Here is a 425-nt window from a genome sequence, read left to right as displayed (position 1 = left end):
GTCACAGAACTCGCTGCCGTTGTCCGCTGTGATAGTTCGGACACAACCTCGATATTTCCACAGCATGCCAACCATTGCCCGGGCCACATCGGCTGCGCTTTTCGCTGGCACTTTGCGTATCAGGTACAGCTTACTTTTCCGCTCAACCAGGCTGACAATCGCGCCCGTACCTTGCTTGCCCAGAACCGTGTCAGCTTCCCAGTCTCCGAACCGCTTTTTCTTGTTCACGATAGCGGGACGATGCTCTATGCCAACGCGATTCGGGATAATCACACGTTTCGCGCGATTACCTTTACGGTATCTTCGGTGACTCTGGCGTAGCTGTTTGTACAACTTGCCGCCGCATAATTTATCACGCTGGACATAGCCATAAATCCACTCATGACTGACGTTATATCCGATGATTTTACCGACACCGGCTATTT

Annotated in this window: 1 protein-coding gene; it reads right to left on the bottom strand. The window is 51.8% G+C overall.

Features of this window, described 5'->3' with window-relative positions:
- Positions 1-425: IS30 family transposase (locus DN599_RS10295; protein ID WP_110457545.1), on the bottom strand; the 425-nt coding region annotated here is incomplete at both ends.

It is taken from the genome of Shewanella algidipiscicola, from assembly GCF_900380485.1.
Taxonomy (GTDB): Bacteria; Pseudomonadota; Gammaproteobacteria; order Enterobacterales; family Shewanellaceae; genus Shewanella; species Shewanella algidipiscicola.
Note: the sequence above shows the minus strand (reverse complement) of the source record. Positions and strands in the feature narration are given on the sequence as shown.